The following is a 24080-nucleotide window of genomic DNA, read 5'->3' as shown; positions in this document are numbered from 1 at the left end:
CTTCAGAAGAAGATCTTGGTACAGGATACCGCGAAACAAGATTTCCATCCAATACAGCGCGCGCCGATTGCCACGGTGCCGGGCGCTTTGCCGTTCGTCGTCAGCGGGCCTGGATCATCCCCTGGATGACGCTGGCCATGCCTTCGACCACCTTGCTCATGCTGGCGTAGTCGAGTTTGTCGGGGGTGTCGCTGCCACGATGATAGTGCGGATAGCGCATGGTCGCGGTATCGGTAATCATGACCGCGTCGTAGCCCTCCTTGTTGTAGGAAGTGTGATCGGACCAGGTGACGCCCTTGACGAACGATGGCGCGGCCAGCGACTCGGCTGGGAAGGTGGAGGCCTTGCGGAACGCCGCCACGGTTTTGCGGACCAGCCCGGTCGAGCCGAGCGTGCCGACAAAGGCGATGAAATTGCCCTGGTCCGGGTAAAAGGCGGACACGCCGGGTGGATAGCGCTGGCTGTTCTTGTCGCTGGAGTAGTAGCCGATGGTTTCCAGGACCAGTGCCGCCTCGACACGCTCGCCGCGCGCCTTGAGCGCCCGGGCGTGATGGCGGCTGCCCATGCCTTCGCCGCCGAAATAGGGCGGTTCCTCGTTGACGAACAGGACAAACCTGAGTTCGTTACCGGGGGCGGGGATCACGCGCTTGAACATGCGCGCCAGTTCGAGCACGGCGGCGGTGCCGCTGCCGTTGTCGTTGGCGCCCGGCGTGCCCGGCGCGGAATCGTAATGCGCGCCGACGATATAGACGCGCTCCGGCCGCTTGCCCTTGGCAACATTGGCGATCGACACTTCCAGGTTGCGCACGCGCTGGCCGTCATAGGCATAGTCGTCGCGCCGCACCGCGTAGCCCTGGGCGGCGAGGGTGGCTTCGAGGTACAGGGCGGCTTTTTCGAGCGCGGCCGGGGTGCTAGTGTTGTGTTCGCTTGAAGCGATATGGCGCACATGGGCGGCCAGGCGGGCGGGCAGGTCGGCTTGCGGCGCGGCAGCGGCGGGAGCGGTCAGCGCGGCGGCCAGCACGGCCATGGTGGTGTTGAACAGCGTGCTCATACGAATGCGCATTGTGGCCCTGGAATCGGTGGACAGGATGAATGGCCGTGAAGTTCCCGGCCAGGCGGAGTGACGACAAGCGCGATTGTACAGCCGGGGCCGGGTCTGGATGCCAGACCCGGCCCCGGCGGGGAGACGGGATTTATTGCGCAGCGGTCCAGCCGCCGCCGAGCACGCGGTACAGCGTGACCTGGTTTTGCAGCCGCTGCAAATTGGCTTGCACCGCCGCCTGTTCGGCGGAAAACAGCGAGCGCTGGGCATCGAGCAAATCGAGATAGCTGGAGGCGCCGCTGCGGTAGCGCAAGTCCGACAGCGTGAAGCGCTCGGCCTCGGCCTGGGCCACCGAACGCTGGGCGCGCAGCTGCTCGCCGAACGTGGCCTGGCCCGCCAGCGCGTCCGACACTTCGCGGAATGCCGTCTGCACCGATTTTTCGTACTGCGCCACGGCGATGTCGCGCCCCGCCTTGGCGCTGCCCAGGTTGGCGTTGTTGCGGCCGTAGTCGAAGATCGGCAGCACCATCTGCGGCGCAAAGCTCCAGCCGTAGGAACCGCTCTTGAACAAGCCGCTCAGCTCCTTGCTGGCGCTGCCGGCGCTGCCCGTGAGCGTGATGCGCGGGAAGAAAGCCGCGCGCGCCGCGCCGATGTTGGCATTGGCGGCGATCAGCTGCTGCTCGGCGGCGCGGATGTCCGGGCGCACCGTCAGCAAGTCCGACGGCAAGCCTGCCGGCAATTCGCTCAGCGACATCGCCGCCAGCGTGGTGCTGGTATCCGGCCCGGCCGGCAAGGTCTGGCCGACCAGCAAGGTCAGCAGATTGAGGTCCTGGGCGCGCTGGCGCTGTTGCTGGGCCAGCACCACGCGGGCGCTGTCGGCCAGCGACAATCCCTGTTGCAGGTCGAGCTTGGACACCACGCCATGGTCGAACTTGAGCTGGATCAGCTTGAGCGATTCCTCGCGCGCGCCCAGGGTTTTTTGCGTCAGGCCCAGCAATTCTTCATCGGCCAGCAGGCTCAGATAAGCGTTGGCGACCGAGGCGACCAGGCTGATGTGGGTGCTCTTGCGTGCTTCCTCGCTGGCCAGGTACTGGGCCAGGCCGGCGTCGCTCAGGCTGCGCACGCGGCCGAACAGGTCCAGCTCGAACGAGCTGATGCCAAACCCGGCCGTGTAGCTGCTGTTGATGCTGTCGTCCGCTCCCGGCACGCGGCTGCCGCTGACGCTGGCGTTGAGCGAAGGCAGGCGCTCGGCGCGGCGGATCTGGTGCTGCGCGCGGGCCTGTTCGATATTCAGGATCGCCACGCGCAGGTCGCGGTTATTGGCCAGCGCCAGTTCGATCAGTTGCTTCAGGCGTGCATCGGCGAAGAAGCGCTGCCAGGCGATGCTTGATGCCGCTTCGGTGCTGGCGCTGCTCATCGCTGGCGCCGGGAAGGCGGGTGCCACCGGCGCGGCCGGACGCTCGTACTTGGGCGCCATCGAGGCGCAGCCGGCCAGGACCAGGGCCAGGGCCAGCGGAGACAGCCGGGTCATCAAGGTGGTCAATTTATGCGTCATGTTTTACCTCTGCGGTCAAAGCGGCGCCCTCTTCGTGCGCGTATTTCTTGCGCTGGCGCTCGCTGCCCTTGAATAGTTTGCGCACCACCACGAAGAACACGGGGATGAAGAACACGCCCAGTGCGGTCGCGGTGAGCATGCCGCCGGCCACGCCGGTACCGATGGCGCGCTGGCTGGCCGAACCGGCGCCGCTGGCGATCACCAGCGGCATCACGCCGAGGATGAAGGCAAACGAGGTCATCAGGATCGGACGGAAGCGCAGGTGGCACGCTTCGATGGCCGCTTCCACCAGCGGTTTGCCCTGCGCCTGCAAGTCCTTGGCGAATTCGATGATCAGGACCGCATTCTTGGCACCGAGACCGATGATGGTGATCAGGCCGACCTTGAAGTAGACGTCATTCGGGAAGCCGCGCCCGCCGGCCGCGATCAGCGCGCCCAGCACGCCGAGCGGCACCACCAGCAGCACGGCCACCGGAATCGACCAGCTTTCGTACAGCGCGGCCAGGGCCAGGAATACCGCCAGCAAGGCGAAACCGAGCAGCACGAACACAGTCGAGCCGGACAGTTTTTCTTCGCGCGACTGGCCAGTCCATTCGAAGCCGAAGCCCGGCGGCAATTCGGACGCGATGCGTTCCATTTCAGCCAGCGCGTCGCCGGTGCTGCGGCCCGGGGCGGCGTCGCCCGCGATGCGCATGGTCGGGTAACCGTTGTAGCGCACCGTCTGCATCGGGCCGGTGATCCAGCGCGTGGTGGCGAACGAGGATAGCGGCACTTGCTGGCCCTTGTTGTTGACCGCGTTCAGCCTCAAGAGGTCTTCCGGCTGCATGCGGTCCTTGGCGTCGGCCTGGACCACCACGCGCTGCAAGCGCCCGGCATTCGGGAAGTCGTTCACGTAGGACGAGCCGAGCGAGGTCGAAATGGCGGTGTTGATGGCGTCAAACGTCACGCCCTGGGCGCTGGCCTTGTCGCGGTCGATGTCGAGCTGCACCTGCGGCGCATCTTCCAGGCCTTCCGGACGCACGCCGGCCAGCACGGGGCTCTTGCTGGCCGCGCCGAGCACCTGGCCGCGCGCGGCGAGCAGGGCGGCGCGTCCGAGGCCGGCACGGTCTTGCAGGCGGAACGAGAAGCCGGTGCTGCTGCCCAGTTCGGGAATCGGCGGCGGGCTGATGGCGAAGATGAAAGCGTCGCGTACGCGGCTCATGCGGCCCGAAATGCGCCCGGCCACGTCGCCGGCGCTATGGCCGGCGCCTTCACGCTCTTTCCAGTTCTTGAGCGTGATGAAGCCGAGCGCCATGTTCTGGCCGGAGCCGGAAAAGCTGAAGCCCTGCACCCCGACCATGCTGGCCACTTCCGGCTGCTTGAGGATGAAGTCTTCCGCTTCGCGCAGCGCCTTGCCGGTGCGTTCCAGCGTGGCGCCAGGCGGCAGCTGGAAGTTGGCGATGATGTAGCCCTGGTCTTCGTTCGGCAGGAAGGAGTTCGGCAAACGCACGAACAGCAGCCCGACCACGGCGACCAGCGCGACGAACACGATCATCGAGCGGCCGGTGTGGCGCAAGGTGGTGGCGACCCAGCCTTCGTACTTCTTGGCGGTGCGCGTGAAGCCGCGGTTGAACCAGCCGAAGAAGCCTTTCTTGGCGTGGTTGTGGCCGGCTTCGACGGGTTTCAAGAAGTGGGCGCACATGGCCGGCGTGAGCGAGAGCGCCATGAAAGCCGAGAACAGGATCGACGAGACCATCACCGCCGAAAACTGGCGGTAAATATTACCGACCGCGCCGCCAAAGAAGGCCAGCGGCACGAACACCGATACCAGCACCACGGTCACGCCGATGATGGCGCCCGAAATCTGGCCCATCGCCTTGCGCGTCGCTTCCAGCGGCGGCAAGCCTTCTTCGCTCATGATGCGTTCGACGTTTTCGACCACCACGATGGCGTCATCGACCACGATACCGATCACCAGCACCATGCCGAACATGGTGAGCACGTTGATCGAAAAGCCCAGCGCCAGCAGGGTCGCGAGCGAGCCGAGCAGCGCCACCGGCACCACGATGGTGGGAATCAGGGTGTAGCGGAAATTTTGCAGGAACAGGTACATCACCAGGAATACCAGGATCACCGCTTCGACCAGGGTTTCCAGCACTTGCTTGATGGAGATCTCGACGAACGCGGAGCTGTCGAACGGCACCGCGTATTTCATCCCGGCCGGGAAGTATTTGGACAGTTCGTTCATGCGCGCGCGCACCAGCTTGGCCGTTTCCAGCGCATTGCCGCTCGGCGAAAGCTGGATGCCGATGCCGGTCGACGGCTTGCCGTTCAGGCGCGCCGAGGTGGAGTAGCTCTGGCCGCCGATTTCGATGCGGGCCACGTCTTTCAGGCGCACGGTCGCGCCCTCCGGATTGGAGCGCAGAATGATGTTGCCGAACTGCTCGATGCTGGCCAGCTGGCCGGTCACGACCACGGTGGCGGTGATGGCTTGTCCGCCCAGGTTCGGCAAGTCGCCGATGGTGCCCGAGGCGACTTGCGCATTCTGGGTGCGGATGGCGTTGTTCACGTCGGCCGGCGACAGGTTGAAGCCCACCAGCTTGGCCGGATCGATCCAGATGCGCATGGCTTTTTCGGTACCGAACAACTGGGCCTGGCCCACGCCGCGAATACGCTGGATTTCCGGCAGTACGGTGCGCGAGGCGTAGTCGCCGAGCGCAATCGGGTCCCATTTCGGGTCGTCCGACGAGAGGATGGTAAACAGCAGGAAGTTCGAGCGCGCCTTGTCCACGCGCACGCCCTGCTGCACCACCGCCTGCGGCAGGCGCGGGGTGGCGCGCCCGAGGCGGTTCTGCACGTCGACCTGGGCCAGGTCGGCATTGGTGCCGGTCTCGAAACTGAGCGTGATGGTGCCGGTGCCGTTGGCCTGGCTGTTCGATTCCATGTAGATCAGGCCGGGCGAACCGTTCATCTCGCGTTCGATCACGCTGATGACGCTGTCCTCCAGGGTCTGGGCCGACGCGCCCGGGTAGGAGGTGGTGACCACGATGGCCGGCGGCGCCACGGTGGGGTATTGGGCGATCGGCAGCTGGGTGATCGCCACCGCGCCGACAACCATGATGAATAATGCGATCACCCACGCAAAAATGGGGCGGTCAATAAAGAAACGAGCCATGAAGGAGTCCTGTTATATGTTTAACGGCTGGCGGCCGCGGCGGCACTGGCCGCCGGCGCAGCGCTGGCAGCGGGTGCGGCAGCGGCGGGAGCGCTACCGGCGGCTGGCGCTGCGCCCGGCGTCCATGGCACCGGCTTGACCGTCATGCCGGGCGCCTGCATCTTCTGGAAGCCATCGACCACGACCTGCTCGCCCGGCTTGATGCCTTCGAGGACAATCCATTTGCCGTTCTGCTGCGAGGCCACCTTGACCGGACGCGGGCCGGGTTTGCCGTCCTGGCCGACGATGATGACCGTGTCGCCCTGGCTGCCGCGCGTGACGGCTTGCTGGGGAATGAGCATGCCGGCCGGCAGTTCAGCCTGCGACAGGCGCACGCGCACGTACTGGCCGGGCAGCAGCAAGCCATCCTGGTTCGGCACTTCGGCGCGCAGGGTGACCTGGCCCGAGGTCGGGTCGACGCTCACGTCGGAAAACAGCAGCTTGCCCTTGCTTGGCAGTTCGGAGCCGTCTTCCAGCAAGATCGATACCGGCAGCGACTCGGCGTTGCGCACTTTCAGGTTGGCCGACTTGCGCAGGCGCTGCAGGTCGGAGGCCGACTGGGTGAAGTTGACGTAGACGTGATTGGTTTGCTGGATCAGGGCCAGCTGGGTCGCTTCGGTGGCGCTGACCAGCGCGCCTTCGGTGACCAGGGCGCGCCCGATACGGCCGGCGATCGGCGCCGTGACCCGGGTGTAGCCGTTATTGATCCGGGCGATCTGCAGCGCCGCTTTGGCGGCTGCCACGTCGGCCTCGGCCTGCTTCTGGGTGGCCACGACGTTGATGTATTCCTGCTTGCTGACCGCGTTCGCTTCCACCAGCGGCTTGTAGCGTTCGGCCTGGGCGGCGGCCTGGGTCAGGTTGGCCTGGGCCTTGCCGAGGGCCGCCTGGGCGCTCAGCAGCGAGGCGGCGTACGACGCCGGATCGATCTGGAACAGTTCCTGGCCGGCCTTGACTTCGCTACCCTCTGTAAACAAGCGCTTGAGCACCACGCCATTCACCCGCGCCCGGACCTGGGCCACGCGGATCGGTTCGACCCGGCCCGGCAGTTCGGTTTGCAGGGCGACCGGTTCGAAGTTGGCTGTAATCACCCCCACTTCCGGCGGCGGGCGCTGGGCGCCAGCGCCGGGCGCGGCGTCTTTCTTGTCGCCGCAGGCCGATAACAAAGCCAGCGCAGCGAGCGTGCAGGCGGCGATCCGGGTCAGGGACGGGGAAGGGAGGAGGGTGTGGCGCATTACGTGTGCATCCTTTAAGTAAGGGATGGGCTGTGGTTACATCCGCCGGAGGGGTGTAATTACGAACTTCATCGCGGGCTTCCTGATTTTGGAATATACTAACATGACTGTATGTTTAATGTTTGACGCCCCCTGAAAGGGAGGAGTTGCATGGTCCGCAGGACAAAGGAAGATGCGCTGGCGACGCGCGACAGCATCATGGATGCCGCGGAACAGCTGTTTGTCGAGCAGGGGGTGTCGGGAACCACCTTGCAGCATATCGCGACGGCGGCGGGCGTGACGCGCGGTGCGATTTACTGGCATTTCGAGGATAAGGGTGCGCTGTTCAACGCCATGATGGAACGCGCCACCATGCCGCTCGAAGCGGCGATGCAGACGCTCGACTGCGCGGCCGGGGCCGACCCGCTGGGGCATTTGCGCAGCTATGCGCTGTGCGTGTTCGACTTGACCATTCACGATCCGAAGGCGCGCCGGGTGTTCGAGATTGCCACCCTGAAACTCGAATATGTCGGCGAAATGTCGGCCATGCGGGGGCGCCGCAGGCAGCATCGCGAGCAGTTCATGGCCAGTGCCGAACGGATTGTGAGGGAAGGGATCGCCCATGGCCGGTTAAAAGGCACGGTCAAGCCGCATGCGGCGGCGCTGGGATTGTTCATCCTGATCGAAGGGCTGGTGCGCAGCTGGCTGATCACGCCCGATTTCGACCTGGAGCAGCTGGGCGCGGAAATCGTCGATACGCATCTTGATTCTCTCCGCGCCTGACGACAATGGTCGTGATTTTCGGGATCGGGTTTCCGGCGCCGGACGGATGCATCCGTCCGGTCCGGGTCGGAGCGATGCTTAACGCATGCCCGTAATGATCTGTTTCAGCTTGCCCGAATCGGCGCAGAACGCACGGATGCCTTCCGCCAGCTTCTCGGTCGCCATCGCATCTTCATTCATCATGAAGCGGAACGTCTTTTCATCAATCGCCACCTTCTCGATCGACACCGCCGACGCGCTCGGAGTCAGCTTGCGCTCGACCGGCTCATTGCTGTCGGCGAGCTTTTGCAGCAGCTCGGGGCTGATGGTCAGCAGGTCGCAGCCGGCCAGTTCCAGGATCTGCGAGGTATTGCGGAAGCTCGCGCCCATCACTTCGGTGGTGTAGCCGAACTTGCGGTAGTAGTTATAAATGCGCTTGACCGATTGCACGCCCGGGTCTTCCGCGCCCGTGTACTCAAGATCGTTGGCCTTCTTGAACCAGTCGTAGATGCGCCCGACGAACGGTGAAATGAGCTGCGCGCCCGCTTCGGCGCAGGCAATCGCCTGGGCCAGCGAAAACAGCAAGGTCATATTGCAGCGGATGCCTTCCTTCTGCAAGATCTCGGCGGCGCGGATGCCTTCCCAGGTCGACGCGATCTTGATCAGCACGCGCTCGCGGCCTGCGCCGGCGTCTTCGTACAGGGCGATCAGCTCGCGGCCCTTGGCGACGGTCGCTTCGGTATCGAACGACAGGCGCGCATCGATCTCGGTGGAGACGCGGCCCGGAATGATCTTGAGGATTTCCATGCCGAAGGCGACCAGCACGCGGTCGATCACGTCGCCGGTGGACAGGTCCGGAAAGTCGCGCACGGCTTTTTCGAGCAGGGGTTTGTATTCGGGTTTTTGCACCGCCTTGAGGATCAGCGACGGATTGGTGGTCGCGTCGCGCGGCGTGTACTGTTTGATCGACTGGAAATCGCCGGTGTCGGCAACGACCTTGGTGAATTGCTTGAGTTGTTCGAGTTGGTTCATGGTTGCGCTAACGGGTAAGGAGATCGAACCTTATTGTACAACCATGTACAGACTTGTCTATCCGATAAAGGAATCGAACTGCATGTCGAATTCCTGCAACGCCTTTTGCGCATTCTGCATCTTCTTGCGGAACTCCGGCCCGCGCTGCAAGGCCAGGCCCACCGCCAGCACGTCGATCACCACCAGATAGGCCAGGCGCGCCGAAATCGGCGTGTACGGGTCGATATTGAACACCAGGTCGATCGGAATGAGCACCGTGGCCATGTCGGCCAGCGGGGTGCCCGAGGGCGCCAGCACGATCACGTCGGCCCCGCCACGGCGCGCCAGCTTGGCCGAACGCACCAGCGCCGAGTTGTTGCCGCGCTGGGAAATGGCCACTACGGCGTCGCCCGCGTGCAGCAGCGAGGCGGCGATGCTGTGGATGGCCGGATCGGCGTAGGCCACGGTCGGCACGCCGGAGCGGAAGAATTTGTGCTGGGCGTCGGTGGCGACGATGCCGGACGTGCCCTGGCCATAGAACTCGATCTTTTTCGCGCGCGACAAAATATCGAGCGCGCGCTGGATCGCTTCGGGATTGAGGTTGTTGCGCAGGTCGAGCAGGGTGTTGATGGAACGGCTGCAGATCTTGTTGACCAGGTCCGCCGCCAGGTCGTCCTGGGTTGGCTGTTCGTTGGCGCCGGGCAGGGCCAGGGCCAGGCCCTGCGCCAGTTTCAGCTTGAATTCATGCCAGCCGTCGTAGCCGAGGGTGCGGCAAAAGCGCACCACGGTCGGCTCGGACACCTGGGCGCTCTTGGCCAGCGCCGTGATGTTCTGGCTGACCGTGGCCGCCGGTTGTTCAAGCACCGCCAGCGCGACTTTTTTCTCGGACTTCGAGAGGGAATCGAGCTGGGTGCGGATGGAGTCGAGTAGCACTGGTTCAGTCTTCGGGGAAGGGTGAAGCAGGGGTTTCGCGGTGCACCGCACCGCGCCTGCGTAACGGTCTGGCCATGCAGGGCCAGACTCCTTGCGCTTCCATTTTTAGTCCTCGGGAAGGGCTTCTTCGCGCCACTGCAAGCCATCGCGTCCGATCAGGGCGCTGGCTGCGGCAGGGCCCCAGGTGCCGGCGCTGTATGGAATCGGTACGCTGTCTTCCTGGTCCCAGTGGTCGAGGATCGGTTCGACCCATTCCCACGCCGCTTCCAGCTCGTCGCCGCGCATGAACAAGGTCAGTTGGCCGCGCAGTACGTCGAGCAGCAGGCGCTCGTAGGCATCCATGCGCGGGGTCTTGAACTGCTCGCGGAAATCGAGTTCGAGTTCGGCTTGTTTGAGGCGCATGCTGTCGCCCGGGGTCTTGGCCATCAGGTTCAGCGACAGGCCTTCGTCCGGCTGCAGGCGGATCACCAGGCTGTTTGGCTGGAAGCTGCTGGTCGGCTGGTTGAAGATCGAGTGCGGAATCTGCTTGAAGCGCACCACGATTTCAGCCAGGCCGTCAGCCATGCGCTTGCCGGTGCGCAGATAGAACGGCACGCCGGCCCAGCGCCAGGTATCGATTTCGGCCTTGATGGCGACGAAGGTTTCGGTGCGCGACTGTTGCGGCGCGTCCGGTTCATCGCGGTAGCTCGGCACGGCCTTGCCGTCGACATGACCGGCGCGATACTGGCCGCGCACGATGTTTTGCGCCAGCGTGGTCGGGGTGAAGCGCTTGAGGGAGCGCAGCACCTGCAGCTTGGCGTCGCGCACGGCGTCGGGAGCGATCGAGGTGGGCGGTTCCATGGCGACGATACAGAGCAGCTGCAACAGGTGATTTTGCAGCATGTCGCGCAGGGCGCCGGAGGTGTCGTAATAACCCATGCGGTTGCCCACGCCGATTTTTTCGGCGATGGTGATCTGCACGTCCGAAATCCACTCGCGGCGCCACAGCGGCTCGAACAGGATGTTCCCGAAGCGCAGGGCCAGCAGGTTCTGGACGGTCTCTTTGCCGAGGTAGTGGTCGATCCGGTAGATCTGCGATTCGGCGAAGACCTTGCCGACTTCGGCGTTGATCTGCTTGGCCGATTCCAGGTCGCGTCCGAGCGGTTTTTCGAGTACCACGCGCGAGTTGGCGGTGGCAAGACCCGCGCTGGCGAGGTTGTCGCAAATTTGCGCGAACAGGTGCGGCGGCGTGGCCAGGTAATAGACGCGGGTGATCTTGTCGTCGTTGCGCAGGGCGTCGACCAGCGCGCCGTAAGTGGAGGCGTCGGTGGCGTTGAGCGAGACGTAGACGATGCGCTTGACGAAATTGGCCCAGCCTTCTTCGACCAGCTTCTTGACGTGCGGCTTTGAGGTGCTGTCGACGGTTTGCAGGAATTCTTCTTGCGAGATGTCGTTGCGGCCGACGCAGATGATGCGGGCGGTCTGCGGCAGGTCCTTGGCGACATCGCGCGCGTACATCGCAGGGAGCAGCTTGCGCATCGACAGATCGCCGCTGCCGCCAAAAAGAACGAGGTCAAAATCGGTAAGAGCCATAGTATGTGATCGCTGAAAGTAGGGGGCCGGATGATGATGCCGCTAGTTGCCGATGGCTGGCGCACGCAAGAGAGCGCAAGCAGAAAGGGTAGCAAAGCTGGTTGTGTAAATTTACTACATATTTAGATGGTTCGCAAGAAATTTTACTACGCATTTCCGTCTTGGCCTGATTGCGTGGGCCTTCTCGAAAACCTGTGGATGCCGCAAGGTCAAGGATCGCTGCGCTGATAACCTTGCCTGGAACGGATGAGGAACGGGCAAGCGCACGACCGCCCCGCCTCGTGCCCGGCGCACAGCCCTTTTTCAAGGTATGTGCAATTGGACATGTTACCGAATCGAATCGTCGACATGTCGCCTGACTTCTCGGAGGATTCATCATGCAATCGATCCACCCACTCACGGCCGCCCTGGCCGTCCTGTTCGCCGCATCGGGCGGCAGCGCGCTGGCCCAGGACGATCACGCCCATGCGGGCTTCTGCGCGCCGACGACCAAGGCCACCCCCGTGCTGAGCACCAGCGATTTCGATGGCGACGGAACAGTGACGAGGAACGACATCCGCCTGCTCAGGCAGCAGGTCAGGACGGGCCAGTACATCGCCTTTTTCGAGCGCAACGCCGATCATGTCCTCGACCGCAAGGATATCGCGATAGCGACAGCCGAAGCCGGGGCGAAGAGCACTGAACTCGACCGCCAGCTGGCCGCCGCCTACCGGGCAACGAAGGCTTACCGCAACATCCGCGCCGCCATCCGCGCCGGTTTCGTGCCGTGGACGCCGTCCTTCCACGGCCACGGCACGCATTGGGTCCAGGTTCCGCAAAAAGGCTCGCTGGGCTACGCGTTCGACCCTGGCGCGCCGGAAGGGCTCAATTACGATGCCAGGGGCCGCCTGTGGGCCGTTTTCTACTATTCCGGGCCCTCGCCAACCCGCCTCAATGGGGAAAAATATCCGCCCGGCGACAGTTATGTGCCGAACCTGCACGCCTTTGGTGAGGGATTTGCCGGCGACACGGATGTCTGGCACCATCACAATGGCGTTTGCTTCACGGGGCTGAACTACGAACATCCCACCCTGGATGCGCGCAAACTGACGTTCCGGCAGGGACTGAGCCCGAAAGAGTGCCTGCCGGCCAGTGCCATCGCAAAAGGCTTGCCGGTCGCCCCCGACGTCAAATGGACGCCGCAATTCCACATGCTGCATGCCTGGATCTACGAGTTGAACCGCTGCGGCACCTTTGCCGACGCGGATCCGGACCTGGCGACGCGTTCTCCGCTCCTGGAAAGCACCATGCCGAAGGAGGGCGGCGATCCGCAGGCGCCGCATCCGGCCTATCCGTTTGCCGGAGGCACCCTGTGCGCCTGGCTCAGTGAGCTCGGCCAGACGCCGGCTTCCTGCGCGCAGCGCAAGTGACGAGCATCGCGCACTGCCGGGATGGCCCTGTCACCGCACCGGCAGGCGAATCGTAAACGTGGTTCCCTTGTCCTTGCCCGCGCTGGCCACCGACAAGGTGCCGCCATGCAGTTCCACCAGATGCCGCGCGATGTACAGACCCAGTCCCAGTCCCGCGGCATTGGCGTGGCGCTGCAAATTGAAGGCCCCGAACACATGCGGCAGATCGTCCGCCGCGATCCCCTGGCCGGAATCGGCCACGGCGATCTCCACCTGTTCGGCGCCCTGGCTGATATCGACGCGGATGGTGCCGCCGCGCGGCGTGAACTTGATCGCGTTGAACAGCAGGTTCCACAGCACCTGCTGCAAACGCCGTCCATCGGCCTCCAGATGCACCTGGTCGCCATGGTCGGGCGGCGTCACGGCGAGCACAATCTCCTTTTCGCTGGCGTTGCCTTCCACCGTCGACAGCGCGTCGCGCAGCACCTGGCCCAGCACCACCGGCGTGCGCGCAATCGACATTTGCCCGGTCAGCGTGCGCGCCGCGTCGATCAGGTCATCGATCATGGCCGCTTCCTGGCCGATGTGCACGCGCATCGCCGTCAGGCCGGTTTCCACCTTGGCCGGCAGGTCCGGCACGGTCTTGAGCAGCACCTCGATGCGCATCGACAGCGCCGACAGCGGCGTGCGCATTTCGTGCGACACCGTGGCCAGGAACAGATCGCGCGCGCGGTTGACGCGATTGAGTTCTTCGATGGTTTCGCGCTGGCGGTCGATCGACCCGGCCAGCGTTTGCAGCAGCGCGCCGTAGGTCGCCAGGCGCGCTTCCGACACCGGCGACTCAAGCCGCACTTCGCTCCACAGCGCATTGCCCGACACGCCCACCGCCGCGCCGATGCGCTCGCAGGCCATGGGCGAACTGAAATCGCTGAAGCGCCAGCCGTACACCAGCACCCCGTACACCTGGCCGAACTGGGTCAGCGCCAGGCTGCATATGCGCATGCCGTGAAAACTGCCTTCCTCGGCGATGTCGCCTGCAAACACGCGCGCGGCGATGCGCCTTTCCAGCGCCGTGCCGGGGCCGTCGTCGCGCCACAGGGTCGAGGTGCCCAGTACGCGCGTGGTGGACGAGGCAACCAGCGGGCCGACCTGGCGCCAGCCGCGCACATCGTACAGCGACACCGTCAGTCCGCTGGCCTGCGCAAACTGGGTCAGCGGCGTGACCCATTCGTCCCAGTCGATGCCGGCGTCGCCGGCCACGGCCAGGTTGATCATGCCGGATTGTCGGTCGGCAGGTCGACCGAGTCAGGCAAGCGCGTTCCGTGCGCCACGGCGTCCTCGATGAGAGGACTCTGGCGCGACGGCGAGCGCGAAAGCAGGCCGTAATACGAGGAGAACGGCAGTTGCGGCACCACGCCGGCCGGATCGGCATGGCCGCTGGCTTCGTCGAGCAACTGCAAGCCGCCTTCGGCGATCACGTACTCGCGCGTGATCTGGCGATTGCGGCTGCCGCGCACCTTGGGCACGGCGATTGCGCGCCGCAGCACGGTGGAGATTTCGACGTAGTTAAGCAAAATGATGTTGTCGACCAGGTGCGAGCCCTTGAGTTCTTCGCTGATCTGCGAAATGCCCAGCAGTTCCGGGCTTTCGTAATTGAAGAGAATGGTCGCCAGCCGGTTCTTGAAGAAGGTGGCCAGCGCGTACAGGTAGTCGGCCACCTCGGAAGGACTGGTCATTTCATACACCGCGCAGGAATCGAACACCACGCAGTCGATGCCTTTTTCCTCGACCAGCTTGATGATGCGGTCGAAGTGGATGTCGAGTTCGAGTTCGAGCGGCGACTCGTAGTGGATGAACAGGTCGCCGCTATCCATCAGCGCGGCCAGGTCGAAACCGAGCGTGGCGGCGTTGCGGATCAACTGGCGCGGGTGTTCGTCCAGGCTGACCAGCAGCGTCTTGTGGCCGGTGCCGATGGCCGCGGTGAGGAACTGCACGCTCAACACCGTCTTGCCGGTGCCGGAGATGCCGCTGACCATGGTGACCGAGCCGGCGTACAGGCCGCCGTCCATCATGTCGTCGATGGCCTTGGAGCCGGTCGAGACACGCTGGTCGGAGGTTGGCTGGTCGTTCGAACTGATTGGGCGCGACTGCGCGCGGCGGTAGATGTGCACCCCGCGCCCGCCTTCGATGCGCATGGTGTGGCTGCCGCCGATGAAGTCCTGGCCGCGCGACTTGAGCACCGTCAGGCGCCGGTGCACGCGGCGGCGCTGCTCTTCGCGCGTGAGCGAGACGATGGTGTCGAACACGAAGCGCTCGTGCGACGGCACCGAGCCCAAGCTCTCGTCGCGTTCAGCCGTGACCATGGTGGTCACGCCCATGCGCGCCAGGCCTTCGATCAGCAGGTGCACGTCTTCGCGGAAGGGTTTGTCGTGCACCTCGGCGTACAGGCGCATCGGGGTCAGGCCGTCGATCAGCAGGCGCTTGGCGCCCATCGATTTGAGGGCGTCGGCAAAGGCGCCGTCGGCGTTGCGGAACTCGCTGAGCAGCACGGCGGGACTGGTCTGGATCACCTTGATCTTGCCGGCGTCGATCAGCCCTTGCAAGTCCCAATTGAAGCCAGCGGCGTCGCGCAGCAGCTTGGCCGCATCGAGCTCGAACGACACGATCACGCCCGGCTCGTCGTGCAGCGCAGCGCCGGCGTAAATGAAGCCGAGACCGAGCGTGGTCTTGCCGGTGCCGGGCGCGCCTTCCACGATCAGGTTGTTCCCGCGCGGGATGCCTCCAAGCAGAACTTCGTCCAGTCCGGCGATGCCTGTTTTGACCAGCATGTTCAATTGGCTTCCTTCAGTGTGTTTTGTGCATTCTTAATTGCACGCTAGTTTATCACCGGGCATTGAATCGTTCCGCCGCACGCGGCATTTTGCCGTGCACCGTTGTTCGCAGGTATATTACTCAGCGGAATCGATGACATTCAGAAGCGCATCGATCGCCCTGGCAGTGACTAACTCAATAGGATGGATATGAAATATTTGGTAATTGCGGCGGTTTTTTGTGTCGGACCGGCATGCGCGAGCGGGCTCGACGACATGAAGGCAGCGCTGGCGCTGTTGCAGGGGCAGGGCACGCTGCGCGCGGCGTATGAGGCGCGCGAAACGCACACGGAATTCGACGCCAAGCCGCTCAAGGGGCCGGAGACGGCGATGGCGGCGGCGCAGGTGGTGGACGATCCGGCCGGGCTGGAGATTCGCTGGGACCGCGGCTTGCTCAAGCGCGCGGCGGACGAGTCGAGCGTGGCGAAGGGGGCCAAGCGCAAGCAGGCGCTGACGCAGCTGGTGGCGTCGAGTTCGGCGCCGCGGCTGGCGGTGGCGGTCAATTACGCGCCGCGCTTGCTGCAGGCGCTGGCGATCAGCCAGTTCAAGTCGGAGCGCGCCGATACCTACCAGGGCAAGCCGGCCAGGCTGGTGGAGGTGGTGATGACGCCGCAGGAAGAGGTGAACCAGAACGTCAGCATCAAGGACAACACCATCGAGGCGCGCTTCTGGCTCGGGCCGGACGGGGTGCCGCTGGCGGCGGTGACGAATCACACGATCAAGGCCAAGTTCATGGTGTTCATGTCGTATGCGAAGACCACGAAGGAAGAGTTCACGTTCGGGGTGGTGAATAACCGGCTGGTGGTGCTCAAGCGCGAGATGCAGGGGAAAGAGAAGGGGCCGGGGACCGAGAATGAGTTCAAGAATTTGTATACGATGACGCCGAAGTTGTAGCGCACCCTAAAGCCGTCGTTCCCGCTAATGGCAGGAACGACGGTTTTTAAGCTAACGTGAAAGCGTGGATCATGGCCGGTACGCGTATTCCTCGCGCCCCGCCACATCCACCCTCAGCGACAGCACGTGTCCATTCAACGGATAGCTCTCGCGTTCCGCTTCCGGCCGTCCGTGGCTGGCGCTGGTCACATACAGGGTGCGCAGATCCTCGCCGCCAAACGCGATCATGGTCGGGCATTTGACCGGCAGCTTCACTTCGCGCAGCAGCTCACCCGACGCCGCAAAGCGCAGCAGCCGCGCGCCCTCGAACATCGCGCACCAGTACGCACCTTCGCTGTCCACTGTCGCGCCATCGGGCCGGCCGCCGTAATCGGCCGCCTTCTTATCGGGCGAAAACAGCTGGAAGGTTTCACGCGCCTTGGCCTCGCCGCTGGCCGCATCGAAGCGATAGCGGTCGATCCGGTGGGCGGCGGTGTCGGCGTGATACATCGCGTGTCCGTCCGGCGTGAAACCGAGTCCGTTGGAATTCATCATTCCGCCCGACCATTTGAGGCTGACAACGCCTTTCTCCAGGCAGAACATCTGCGCCGCCTGCTGGTCGCGCGGCTCGTAGATGGTGCCGACCCAGAAGCGCCCGGCCGGATCGACCCGGCCATCGTTAAAGCGCGTGGTGGCCATGTCGTACGGCGCGGCGGCGATGTCGGTGACGTCGTTGCTGGCCGTATCGAGGTGCACAAAGCCGGCGCGGGTGGCGACCACCAGGCCGCCGCCGGCGTGGATGGCCAGCGCCGCCGGTTCGCTCGCCATGCGCCACGAACGGTGCGCGCCGCTGCCCGGGTGCAGCGCGTGCACCGTGAAGCCGCCGATGTCGACCCAGTACAAGGTCTGTTCGCCGGCATGCCAGAGCGGGCATTCGCCCACCAGCATTGGCGTGTCGTGGACGACGGTAAAGGCGCCGGCGTCCATTACACCGCCGCCTTGGCCATGGCGATCAGGCCATTGGTGGAGCTGTCGTGCAGCTCGGGCTGCGCTTCGCCCGTCAGTTCGGCCTCGATCTTCTTGGCCAGCACCTTGCCCAGTTCGACGCCCCACTGATCGAAGCTGTTCACGTCCCAGATCACGCCCTGCACGAAGGTCTTGTGTTCGTACAGCGCGATCAGGGCGCCCAGCGTGTAGGGCTTGAGGTACTCCATCAGGATGGTATTGCTTGGACGGTTGCCGGGGAAGGTCTTGTGCGGCGCCAGCGTTTCGATGTCGGCCAGCGACAGTCCTTGCGACTGCAAATCGATGCGCACCTCGTCGATGGTTTTACCGCGCATGAAGGCTTCCGACTGGGCGAAGCAGTTGGCCAGCAGCGCGGCGTGGTGGTTTTCCAGTTCGTGCGCGGGACGCAGCGCGGCGATGAAGTCGATCGGCGTGACGTCGCTGCCCTGGTGCAGCAGCTGGAAGTAGGCGTGCTGGCCGTTGGTGCCGCAATCGCCCCAGATTACCGGACAGGTTGGCGTGTCGACCGGCTGGCCGCCCTTGGTCACGCGCTTGCCGTTGCTTTCCATGTCGAGCTGCTGGAGGTAGGCCGGGAAGCGGTTCAGGTCCTGGTGATACGGCGCGATCGACACCGAGCTGCAACCGAGGAACTGGCGGTTCCAGAAGCCCACCAGCGCAAGCAGCACCGGCATGTTGTCCTCCAAGGGCGTCTGCTGGAAGTGCTGGTCCATCGCGTGGGCGCCGGCCAGCAGGTCGCTGAAGTGGCCGAAACCGATTGCCAGTGCCACCGACAGGCCGATTGCCGACCATACCGAATAGCGTCCGCCGACCCAGTCCCAGAATGGAAACATATTGGCCGGGTCGATGCCGAAGGTCTTGATCGCTTCCGTGTTGGTGGAGACGGCGACGAAGTGGCGCGCCAGTGCGTCTTCCGGCGCGTTTTGCAGGAACCAGGCGCGCGCGGTTTGCGCGTTCATCATCGTTTCGGTGGTGGTGAAGGTCTTGGAGGCGATGATGAACAGGGTGGTTTCGGGATTGACCTTGCCCAGCGCGGCGTCCATGTCGTGGCCGTCGACGTTGGAGACGAAGTGCATGGTCAGGCGCGGGTGTGCGTATTGACGCAGCGCCAGGCAGACCATCTTCGGTCCCAGGTCGGAGCCGCCGATGCCGATGTTGACGATGTCGGTAATCGGTTTGCCGCTGTGGCCAAGCCAGGTGCCGGCGCGCACCGCGTCGGTGAAGAGGCGGACCCGGTCGAGCACCACGTGGACGTCGGCGTTGACATCCTGGCCGTCGACCACCAGCGGCGTGCCGCGCGGGGCGCGCAGGGCGGTGTGCAGCACGGCGCGCCGTTCGGTCAGGTTGATGTGCTCGCCGGCGAACATGGCGTCGCGCTGGCTTTCGATGCCGCGTTCCCGCGCCAGCTCGACCAGCAGTTCAAGCGTGCGCCCGTCAAGCCGGTTTTTTGAATAGTCTAGGAACAAACCCGCCGCATCGACGGTCAGTTTGGGGAAGCGTTGCGGGTCGGCGGCGAACAGGCCGCGCAATTCCCAGTCTTCGGCTTCGATCGCGTGCGTTTCGAGGGCCTGGAAGCTGGCGGTGGAGGTAAGGGCAGGCTGGCGCATTGGTACTCGCTGTTCGGTTGGTTAAGATCGGGTGCCGGCCGCGCGGCCAGCGCATCGAAGAAGATTATCCAATAATACAGAAATTCACGTAAATTCACTACATAAAATTGGCGGCCACGAGCGGTGGCGAGCCCGCATGACCGATGTTGCCGGGTCGCTTTATCGGCTGTGGAGTGGCAATTGGCGATTGAATTAAGCAAGCCGGATGACCAGAAGGTACGGTTTGCGCCAATTTTGTAGTAAAATTTCACGAAATAAATTCATAAGGAACGACCATGGCGTTGCATCCCGTAGTTGAATCGGTCACCAAACGCATCATCGAACGCAGCCGGCCATCGCGCGCGGCGTATCTGGCGCACCTCGACGCGGCGCGCGTCGACGGTCCGCAGCGCGGCGCGCTGTCGTGCACCAATCTGGCGCACGGCTTTGCCGCTTTCCCCGCCAACGACAAGCTGATGCTCAAGCAGGTGAAAAAGCCATCGGTGGCGATTGTCTCGGCGTACAACGACATGCTGTCGGCGCACCAGCCGTTCGAGCACTTCCCGGCCATGATCAAGGATGCGGTGCGCGAGGTTGGCGCGGTGGCGCAGTTCGCCGGCGGCGTGCCCGCCATGTGCGACGGCGTCACGCAAGGCCAGCCGGGCATGGAATTGTCGCTGTTTTCGCGCGACGCCATCGCCATGGCGACCGCGATCGCGCTGTCGCACAATATGTTCGATGCGGCCGTGTACCTGGGCGTGTGCGACAAGATCGTGCCGGGCCTGCTGATCGGCGCGCTGCACTTCGGCCACCTGCCGGCGGTGTTCGTGCCGGCCGGGCCGATGACGACCGGGATGTCGAACAAGGAAAAGGCGCGCATCCGCCAGCTGTACGCGCAGGGCAAGGCCACGCGCGACGAGCTGCTCGAATGCGAATCGCAGTCGTATCACGGCGCCGGCACCTGCACCTTCTACGGCACCGCCAACAGCAACCAGATGCTGATGGAAATCATGGGCCTGCACATGCCCGGCGCCGCCTTCATCACCCCCGGCACGGCGCTGCGCGACGGCCTCACGCGCGCCGCCGCCCAGCGCGCGGTCGCCATTTCGCAGCAGGGCGGCAGCTACACGCCGGTCGGCCAGATCGTCGATGAAAAGTGCATCGTCAACGCGGTGGTGGGCTTGCTGGCCACTGGCGGCTCGACCAACCACACCCTGCACCTGGTAGCCATCGCCAAGGCGGCCGGCATCGTGATCGACTGGAACGACTTCAACGAACTGTCGGCGATCATCCCGATGCTCACCCGGATCTATCCGAACGGCGACGCCGACGTGAACCACTTCCAGGCCGCCGGCGGCCCCGGTTTCGTGATCCGCGAACTGCTCGATGCGGGCCTGCTGCACGACGACGTGACCACCATCCTGGGCAAGGGTTTGCGCGCGCATTGCGCCGAACCGTTCCTTGATGGCGAAAAGGCGATCTGGAAGGAGCTGCCCGCGCTCACCGGCGACGACAGCGTGCTGCGGCCTGCCTCGGCGCCGTTCGCGCGCGACGGCGGCATGATCCTGGTGGCCGGTAACCTGGGCCGCGCGGTGATGAAGATCTCGGCCGTCAAGGAAGAGCACCGCATCGTCGAGGCACCGGCGCTGACCTTCAATTCGCAGGAAGACTTCATGCACGCCTACACGGCGGGCAAGCTCGATCGCGATTTCGTGGCCGTGCTGCGCTTCCAGGGGCCGCGCGCCAACGGCATGCCGGAACTGCACGCGCTCACGCCGGCGCTGGCCAATCTGCAAGATGCCGGGCGCCACGTGGCGCTGGTGACCGACGGACGCATGTCTGGCGCGTCGGGCAAGGTGCCGGCGGCGATCCACGTCTCGCCCGAGATCCTGGCGGGCGGCCCGCTGGGCCTGGTGCGCGACGGCGACATCATCCGCCTCGACGCCACCACCGGCACGCTCGAAGCGCTGGTGCCGGCTAGCGTGTGGGCCGCGCGCTCGCAAGCCACGGCCGACCTGTCGTCCAGCCATATCGGCATGGGCCGCGAATTGTTTACGATGTTCCGCAATGCGATCAGCGAAGCGGAGAAGGGCGCCACCACCTTCCCGCTGCCATCGCCGATTCCCACCACCGTGTCGCTGCACGACACCGCCGACATTGGCGACAGCGTGCCCGGCTCCGACGAAGACTTTTTGATCAAGAACCCAAAATGACCATGACCCTACTCGACATCATGCGCTCGGCGAGCGTGATTCCCGTGATTGCCATCGACGATCCAGAGCACGCGGTGCCGCTGGCAAAGGCGCTGGTTGCGGGCGGTATCCGCGTGCTCGAAGTGACGCTGCGCACCGCGCACGGCCTGGGCGCGATCCGCGCGATGGCGCAGGTGGAAGGCGCCATCGTCGGCGTTGGCACGCTGACGCAGGCCGATGAATTTGCGGCCGCGCGTGACGCCGGCGCGGTGTTCGGCGTTTCGCCGGGCCTGACGCCGGCGCTGATCGAGGCGGCGCGCAAGAGCGGCTTGCCGCTGCTGCCGGGCGTGATGACGCCGTCGGAAGTGATGGCCGCACGCGAAGCGGGTTTCCGCCAGCTCAAGCTGTTCCCGGCGGTGCCGGCCGGCGGCGTGGGCATGCTCAATGCGATCGGTGGTCCGCTGCCGGACGTGACGTTCTGCCCGACCGGCGGCATTTCGATCGAGACCGCGCCGCAGTTTTTGGCATGTAAGAACGTGGCCTGCGTGGGCGGTTCGTGGCTCACGCCGAAAGATGCGATCCTGGCCGGCGACTGGGCCCGCATCACTGAGCTGGCCAGGGCCGCTTCCGCGCTGCGTTAAGGCGGAGCTGCCGTGCTAGCGTGCTGGCGCGGCAAACCCGGGCGTCGCATGACGCCGGGGAGATCGGCATGGCGTCGGCCCTGTTCGGCGACGCCATCGATTACGCGCAGGTTCAAGTGCACGCGCGTCACTGGTTCATGCACGAGATGGTAGGGTTCTGTCGCTTTGCATACCGATAATCAAGTATCAGCGGCTGGCCCGGAGCCGGCTCTCCACTAATGAATCAGCCGTGGCCCCACCTTGGGAGCACGCGTTTCAGATCGATTTCGTAGAGAACTGCGTCGTCTAAAACGTAGAGTACTGCCCCCCTCCCAATCGTTCGGAGAGGCTTCACGGCGACGCCATCGTCGCCGGTCAGTTCGAATTCGCCTATCAGCGTTGAAGTGCCATCCGGGTCAAGGCGAACAAGCGTGAACGAGTCGCGTTTGTCGTAGCCACCGGCAAATAGAACGTGTGCACCGGCGATGGCGAATGCATTGCTGCCCGCGACCGGGACGTTCCAGGTCGAGGCGATGCGCTTCTTGTGTAAATGGACGAGCGGGAAGTTCGTATAGTAGCAGCACCATACGTCCGCTCGGCGCTCGCCACGTTCAGCGCATAGCAATCGATGATCCGGTCTAGTGGCCCGACAGGGGCGTACTCGTACACTTTTTCACCCAGTTCATTCCAGGCGACCAAACCGGCAGCGCCCACTGGATCGGGCCATCCATAGTTTCCTGAAACTCCTTCGTCGAAGTAGGAAGCCCAGATGTCGCCATGCATGGTCGTTTGGATGGTTTCAAGACCGCCCGTCGCCGAGTAGAAACTCTCTAAGGAAGATACCGTCTCGCGAATAGACGCGCGCATTCAGGTCGACATCGTCTTCCCGTCTATACTCCGAGCGCGAACACGCTAGAAGGAGGTCGTTTCCCAGTGGCTGGATAGTGTGAATGTTGAATCGCTCTCCGTGAATGGCAAGATCGAGTTCGAGTTCGCCTTGGCGAAAGACCAGGATACGGTAACGCTGCGGCGAATCCGGAACGGTTTTCGCGAAGGATGCGAATGCGTTATCCTTGGTACGGTAGTCCAGCGTGTCGAGGGCGAGAAGGACGTACACCTCACCGCCCGGCCCTACGTTGAATGTGATAAGGGTATGTTTGCCAATCGCTTCCTTCAGTGTGTACGAGAGGGTCGGGAGAAGGACTTTTTTCATGTATTGGGACGGGGGAGATTCCGGCTTCCGGATAAGCGCATCCGGTTGTCCGGTGGAAGCAGGAGTAGCGTTCAACCTTTCATAGTAGCTCAGTATCCGCAAAACCAACAATGGACACAATGCTTTCTCAGCACCCGGGGTCGCGCCGTTACCGAACACTCACCGCAGGCGAAATCGCGATGGCGTCCCTGCTGTTCCGGGATACCATCGACTACCGGCGCGTGCGCATCCATGGCCGGCGCTATATGCCTTTCCAGCCGAGTAACTGCGCGATGACGCCGAACGGTCACCTGTACTTTCATGCGTCCTGCTTCCTCGATGACTACGCCCAGGCATCCATCAGTAACCGGCATTGGTTCCTTCATGAAATGGTGCATGTATGGCAGCATCAACTGGGATACGCGGTGCGCCTGCGGGGCGCGGTGCGCATCGGGCTGTCGTACGATTACGATCTGGCAGCGGGCAAGACACTGGCGGACTTCAACATGGAGGCGCAGGGCGATCTGCTGGCCGATTATTTCGCACTCAGGCACCTGAGTTCACCGGTATCGATGCGCCAGCAGCGCTACGCAGACAGCCTGTCACTGTATGAAGAGGTACTGGCTGGCTTTCTCGCTGATCCGTCCAGCGTGGCGAATCTGCCACGCGATTGTGGCCGCTGCATGCTGTATCTGAAGCGACTGGCAAGACGCAAGGCCTAGTCCCAAATCTTGGGGAACTTCACCGTGCGTTCATCGGGAGGGCAGCGCAGCCGGCATCTGCCCGGCCAGCATGGCGGCATTCGTTCCTGTGTGAGATGGTGTAGGGATGGCAGTACCAGCTGGGCTATCCGGTGTGGTGGCGCGTTGCGCGTCGGCTTGCGTTGCCGCTATGAGCTGGGCCAGCAGCGCACGCTGGCCGATGTCCCGGCGCGCCTTGCGGCTTGTAAGATAAATACCTCGACGCTGCGTCAAGTCCCACGCAGCGTTACCGTATGTGCTGAGTCAACACTGTGCGGAGCCAGCCCTCTACTCTTGATGTTTATTTACGACATCAT

General features: G+C 64.1%; 19 protein-coding genes. 6 read left to right on the top strand and 13 right to left on the bottom strand.

Annotated elements, in window-relative coordinates; all coding sequences use genetic code 11:
• Positions 1-100 precede the first annotated feature (100 nt).
• The 4 genes from PO883_RS06635 to PO883_RS06620 form a co-directional block, all read right to left on the bottom strand.
• The gene (locus PO883_RS06635) at positions 101-1051 is read right to left on the bottom strand and encodes a M28 family peptidase (protein ID WP_289309040.1); all 951 of its coding nucleotides are present in this window, start codon (positions 1049-1051) and stop codon (positions 101-103) included.
• Positions 1052-1193: 142 nt separating this feature from the next.
• Positions 1194-2597, bottom strand: coding sequence for an efflux transporter outer membrane subunit (locus tag PO883_RS06630; RefSeq protein WP_289309039.1), 1404 nt, complete (start codon positions 2595-2597; stop codon positions 1194-1196).
• On the bottom strand, positions 2587-5751 hold the full coding sequence (locus PO883_RS06625) for an efflux RND transporter permease subunit (RefSeq protein ID WP_289309038.1): 3165 nt from the start codon (positions 5749-5751) through the stop codon (positions 2587-2589). Before PO883_RS06625 ends, PO883_RS06630 begins: the two co-directional genes overlap by 11 nt.
• Before the next feature lie 20 nt (positions 5752-5771).
• Positions 5772-7022 (bottom strand): efflux RND transporter periplasmic adaptor subunit, encoded by a 1251-nt coding sequence (locus tag PO883_RS06620; RefSeq protein WP_289309037.1) that lies wholly within the window; start codon positions 7020-7022, stop codon positions 5772-5774.
• A 150-nt stretch (positions 7023-7172) separates the two neighbouring features.
• Here PO883_RS06620 and PO883_RS06615 point away from each other — a divergent pair, with 150 nt between their 5' ends.
• The gene (locus tag PO883_RS06615; RefSeq protein ID WP_289309036.1) at positions 7173-7784 is read left to right on the top strand and encodes a TetR family transcriptional regulator; all 612 of its coding nucleotides are present in this window, start codon (positions 7173-7175) and stop codon (positions 7782-7784) included.
• A gap of 78 nt (positions 7785-7862) precedes the next feature.
• Here the strand turns inward: PO883_RS06615 and tal are convergent, their stop codons facing one another.
• The 3 genes from tal to zwf all read right to left on the bottom strand — a co-directional run bounded on the left by tal (position 7863) and on the right by zwf (position 11279).
• Positions 7863-8795 (bottom strand): transaldolase, encoded by a 933-nt coding sequence (gene tal / locus PO883_RS06610; RefSeq protein ID WP_289309035.1) that lies wholly within the window; start codon positions 8793-8795, stop codon positions 7863-7865.
• Between the two features lie 57 nt (positions 8796-8852).
• Positions 8853-9707 (bottom strand): SIS domain-containing protein, encoded by an 855-nt coding sequence (locus tag PO883_RS06605; RefSeq protein WP_289309034.1) that lies wholly within the window; start codon positions 9705-9707, stop codon positions 8853-8855.
• Positions 9708-9812: 105 nt separating this feature from the next.
• Positions 9813-11279, bottom strand: a complete 1467-nt coding sequence (gene zwf, locus PO883_RS06600) for a glucose-6-phosphate dehydrogenase (RefSeq protein ID WP_289309033.1) — start codon at positions 11277-11279, stop codon at positions 9813-9815.
• A gap of 377 nt (positions 11280-11656) precedes the next feature.
• Between zwf and PO883_RS06595 the strand changes: the two genes are divergently transcribed.
• A complete protein-coding gene (locus PO883_RS06595) occupies positions 11657-12688 on the top strand; it encodes a hypothetical protein (RefSeq protein ID WP_289309032.1) in 1032 nt (343 codons plus the stop codon).
• Between the two features lie 30 nt (positions 12689-12718).
• Here PO883_RS06595 and PO883_RS06590 read toward each other — a convergent pair whose 3' ends face one another.
• Positions 12719-13942, bottom strand: coding sequence for a sensor histidine kinase KdpD (locus PO883_RS06590; RefSeq protein ID WP_289309031.1), 1224 nt, complete (start codon positions 13940-13942; stop codon positions 12719-12721).
• Positions 13939-15495, bottom strand: coding sequence for an ATPase domain-containing protein (locus tag PO883_RS06585; protein ID WP_289309030.1), 1557 nt, complete (start codon positions 15493-15495; stop codon positions 13939-13941). Before PO883_RS06585 ends, PO883_RS06590 begins: the two co-directional genes overlap by 4 nt.
• A gap of 192 nt (positions 15496-15687) precedes the next feature.
• Between PO883_RS06585 and PO883_RS06580 the strand changes: the two genes are divergently transcribed.
• Positions 15688-16431, top strand: a complete 744-nt coding sequence (locus tag PO883_RS06580; protein ID WP_289309029.1) for a hypothetical protein — start codon at positions 15688-15690, stop codon at positions 16429-16431.
• A gap of 69 nt (positions 16432-16500) precedes the next feature.
• Here the strand turns inward: PO883_RS06580 and PO883_RS06575 are convergent, their stop codons facing one another.
• A complete protein-coding gene (locus PO883_RS06575; RefSeq protein ID WP_289309028.1) occupies positions 16501-17397 on the bottom strand; it encodes an SMP-30/gluconolactonase/LRE family protein in 897 nt (298 codons plus the stop codon).
• A complete protein-coding gene (gene pgi / locus PO883_RS06570; protein ID WP_289309027.1) occupies positions 17397-19040 on the bottom strand; it encodes a glucose-6-phosphate isomerase in 1644 nt (547 codons plus the stop codon). Before pgi ends, PO883_RS06575 begins: the two co-directional genes overlap by 1 nt.
• A gap of 275 nt (positions 19041-19315) precedes the next feature.
• Between pgi and edd the strand changes: the two genes are divergently transcribed.
• Both edd and eda read left to right on the top strand, forming a co-directional pair.
• On the top strand, positions 19316-21232 hold the full coding sequence (gene edd / locus PO883_RS06565; RefSeq protein WP_289309026.1) for a phosphogluconate dehydratase: 1917 nt from the start codon (positions 19316-19318) through the stop codon (positions 21230-21232).
• Positions 21229-21852: a bifunctional 4-hydroxy-2-oxoglutarate aldolase/2-dehydro-3-deoxy-phosphogluconate aldolase gene (gene eda / locus PO883_RS06560; protein ID WP_167076462.1), complete on the top strand. Its 624-nt coding sequence runs from the start codon at positions 21229-21231 to the stop codon at positions 21850-21852. Before edd ends, eda begins: the two co-directional genes overlap by 4 nt.
• Positions 21853-22075: 223 nt before the next feature.
• Here eda and PO883_RS06555 read toward each other — a convergent pair whose 3' ends face one another.
• Together PO883_RS06555 and PO883_RS06550 are read right to left on the bottom strand one after the other, a co-directional pair.
• Positions 22076-22456 (bottom strand): hypothetical protein, encoded by a 381-nt coding sequence (locus PO883_RS06555; RefSeq protein WP_289309025.1) that lies wholly within the window; start codon positions 22454-22456, stop codon positions 22076-22078.
• Between the two features lie 174 nt (positions 22457-22630).
• Entirely contained in the window at positions 22631-23044 is a 414-nt protein-coding gene (locus tag PO883_RS06550; RefSeq protein WP_289309024.1) for a hypothetical protein, read from the bottom strand.
• 179 nt (positions 23045-23223) lie between these two features.
• Between PO883_RS06550 and PO883_RS06545 the strand changes: the two genes are divergently transcribed.
• Positions 23224-23745 (top strand): Rhs element Vgr protein, encoded by a 522-nt coding sequence (locus PO883_RS06545; protein ID WP_289309023.1) that lies wholly within the window; start codon positions 23224-23226, stop codon positions 23743-23745.
• The last annotated feature ends 335 nt before the right edge of the window (positions 23746-24080 follow it).

Source organism: Massilia sp. DJPM01, assembly GCF_030348125.1.
GTDB lineage: Bacteria > Pseudomonadota > Gammaproteobacteria > Burkholderiales > Burkholderiaceae_D > Telluria_A > Telluria_A frigida.
Note: the sequence above shows the minus strand (reverse complement) of the source record. Positions and strands in the feature narration are given on the sequence as shown.